Below are 3523 nucleotides of genomic sequence, written 5' to 3' on the forward strand. Positions count from 1 at the left end.
CCGGCGCATGCCGGATGTGCGGCAGGAGACTTTGGGGAGATCGACCTCAAGGGGGCGTCCTCCTGTGATCAGCGCCCTCTGGCGCCAGGCCCACCCCCCTGCGCTCACCCGCCCCCGGCGTTAGGCCCACCCCCTGCGCTCGCCCGTCCCCGAGGCCATGCGCCCCCAACGTCCGGCCCGCCGTCCGGCTCGTCGCGATTCGACTGAGCCCACTTGAGTCACTCGGTGCTTATGGGCGCGTCCCTTCTGTCACTCTGTCGTAGACGTCAGCGGCGTTTCGCGAGAACTGTCAGGAGCCGCACCGTGGGGCCCATTCCCTTGCAGCGGGACATCGTTCAGCGTCCCGGATCCGTCGCCGCCGGTCAGGGCGGCGACCCCCGTCTGGTCACCCGTACGAGCCTGCCCGGCATCCTGCCGGCCCCCTCCGCGGGCCGGCGGTTCGTCCGTGCGGCGCTCGCCGACTGGACCGCGCTCGGCCTGCCCTCCACAGGAGGGTTCGGTGAGCGGCTCGTCGACGACGCGGTGACCGTGGCGAACGAACTGGTCACCAACGCCGTCGTGCACGCGGGCACGACGGTCGAACTCCTCCTCAGACTGGAGGAGGCGGCCGGACAGGACCCCGCCGCGCTGGTCGTGGAGATCACCGACCACCACCCCGCCCGTTCGGTGCGCGACGGCCGGGCCGAACGGCCGGATCCCGCCGAATACGGCCGCGGCCTCCAGCTCGTGGCCACCCTCGCCGAATCGTGGGGCATCACCTACCGCACCGGCCTCAAGACCGTCTGGGCCCGCCTCCCCGCAGACGACCGGGAGGGCGTCCCCGAGCCTCCGCAGGCCGAGGAGGCCGCCCGCCGGCGTGGGCCGCGCGCCGCCGAGATCCTCGCCCCCGTGGTCCGGCGTGCCGGACGCGACGACGCGGAATGGGCCGGCGGCGGGGCGCTCTCCTTCCTGGCCGAGGCGTCCGACCTGCTCGCGGGCCAGCTCGACGAGGACCTCGTGGCGTCGATAGCCGGGCAGCTCCTGGTGCCCAGGCTCGCGGACTGGTGCGCGATCTGGCTGGAGAGCGACGGCGCCGGCCCCGCAGCGGTGCCACGGCTCGCCGGGGTGTGGCACAGCGACGAGGAGGGGGGAGCGCTGCTCCGCCCGGAGCTGGAGAAGGAGCCGCTCCGCTTACCCGGAAGCGTCGGCACCGCACCCGTTCCCGTGCCGTGGCCCCGCGGCACCACCGCGGAGCGCCGCGGGAGCACCGGTGCCGCGCTCGCCCACCGCATCACCTCGGGCGGACGCACGCTGGGTACCGTGCTCGTGGGCCGGGAGGGCGTCACCCGGATTCCCGAGGAGGTGGCCGGCCTCATCGCGGACTTCGTGCGCCGCGTCGGGCTCGCCGTGGGCGCCGCCCGCGCCTACACCCGTCAGGCCACGATCAGCCGCATCCTGCAACGCGGACTGCTGCCCAGCAAGGTGGCCGAGATACCCGGGGTCACCAGCGCACTGGTGTACGAGCCCGGGGACGACGGGGTGGTCGGAGGCGACTTCTACGATCTCTTCCCGTGCCCCGGCGGCCGCTGGTGCTTCGTGCTCGGTGACGTCCAGGGGAGCGGACCGGAGGCCGCCGTCGTGACCGGCCTCGCCCGCCCGTGGCTGCGCCTGCTGTCCCGCGAGGGCTTCCGTGTCGGGGAGGTGCTCGACCGGCTCAACCGGCTGCTCCTGGACGACGCCATGGAGGCGGCCGAGGCCGCCGCCCTGATGGTCGCCGCGGCGGGCGGGCAGCAGATCCGGGACGGCCTGCTGCGGACCCCCGACGGCATGCGGGACGGCCTGCAGACCCCCGACGGCACCCAGTCCCGCTTCCTGTCCCTGCTCTACGGCGACATCGTCCCGCTGCCTGACGGCGGCGTGCGCTGCACCGTGGCGAGCGCCGGCCATCCGCTCCCCCTGCTGCTGCGCCCCGACGGCTCCGTACGCCCGGCCGCCGAGCCGCAGGTGCTGCTCGGCATCGTCGAGGACGTGGCGTACGAGAGCCAGAGCTTCGACCTGGCCCCCGGCGACAGCCTGCTCTGCGTCACCGACGGGGTGACCGAGCGGCGATCGGGGCGGTTGATGTTCGACGACGGGGACGGCCTGGCGCGGGCGCTGGCCGACTGCGCCGGACTGTCCGCCGACAGGATCGCCGACCGGATCAAACGGGCCGTCCACGCCTTCGCCGAACGTCCGCCCGACGACGACCTGGCCCTGCTCGTGCTCCAGGTCGACTGAACGGCGCGTGGACGGGGAAGCTCCGCCGGCGAGCGACAATGGACGGTATGCCTTCCGTACTGCCCGATGGTGAGCCCGTGCCCGACGACGGGACGCTGCCCCGTCACGCCCTGGAAGGTGCCGCGGCCCGGCCGCTCGGCTTCTACCTGCACGTGCCCTACTGCGCGACCCGCTGCGGCTACTGCGACTTCAACACCTACACGGCGACGGAGCTGCGCGGTTCGGGTGGCGCCCTGGCGTCGCGGGACAACTACGCGGCGCACCTGGCCGAGGAGGTCCGCCAGGCCCGCAAGGTGCTCGGTGACGACCCGCGGCCCGTCCGCACGGTCTTCGTCGGCGGCGGCACGCCCACCCTGCTGCCCGCCTCCGACCTGGTCCGGATGCTCGCCGTGATCCGGGAGGAGTTCGGGCTCGCCGACGACGCCGAGATCACCACGGAGGCCAATCCGGAGTCCGTCGACCCGGCGTACCTGTCGGAGCTGCGCGAGGGTGGTTTCAACCGCGTCTCCTTCGGCATGCAGAGTGCCCGGCAGCACGTCCTGAAGGTCCTGGACCGCACCCACACGCCGGGCCGGCCCGAGGCCTGTGTGGCCGAGGCGCGCGCGGCGGGCTTCGAGCACGTCAACCTGGACCTGATCTACGGCACCCCCGGGGAGTCCGACGACGACTGGCGCGCCTCCCTGGACGCGGCGATCGGTGCCGGCCCCGACCACGTGTCGGCGTACGCGCTGATCGTCGAGGAGGGCACGCAGCTCGCCCGTCGCATCCGGCGCGGAGAGGTCCCGATGACGGACGACGACGTCCACGCCGACCGCTACCTGATCGCCGACGAGGCCATGACGGCCGCCGGTTTCTCCTGGTACGAGGTGTCGAACTGGTCGCGCACCCCCGAGGGCCGCTGCCTGCACAACGAGCTGTACTGGCGGGGTGCCGACTGGTGGGGCGCCGGGCCCGGGGCGCACAGCCACGTCGGCGGCGTGCGCTGGTGGAACGTGAAGCACCCTGGGGCGTACGCGCAGGCCCTGGCCGAGGGCCGGTCGCCCGGGGCGGGCCGTGAGGTGCTCTCCGAGGAGGACCGGCGGGTCGAGCGCATCCTGCTGGAGCTGCGGCTCGTCGAGGGCTGCCCGCTGTCGCTGCTCGCCCCCGCCGGCCTCGCGGCGGCCGGCCGCGCGGTGACGGACGGCCTGCTGGAGCCGGGGCCGTAAGATCGGAAGAGCGTCGGGGAGGGACAGAGTGTGGTGCATCGGGTGTAGATCTCGGGGGGCGC

1 protein-coding gene and 1 pseudogene are annotated in these 3523 nt (G+C 74.0%); both read left to right on the forward strand.

What is annotated here, in order from left to right:
• Positions 1-303 precede the first annotated feature (303 nt).
• On the forward strand, positions 304-2256 hold the full coding sequence (locus ABZ371_RS30485) for an ATP-binding SpoIIE family protein phosphatase (RefSeq protein ID WP_358685708.1): 1953 nt from the start codon (positions 304-306) through the stop codon (positions 2254-2256).
• A 47-nt stretch (positions 2257-2303) separates the two neighbouring features.
• Positions 2304-3458 (forward strand): annotated as a pseudogene (gene hemW / locus ABZ371_RS30490) (radical SAM family heme chaperone HemW); the annotation flags it as partial.
• Positions 3459-3523 lie beyond the last annotated feature (65 nt).

The sequence above is a fragment of the Streptomyces sp. NPDC005899 genome, from assembly GCF_040629645.1.
GTDB lineage: Bacteria > Actinomycetota > Actinomycetes > Streptomycetales > Streptomycetaceae > Streptomyces.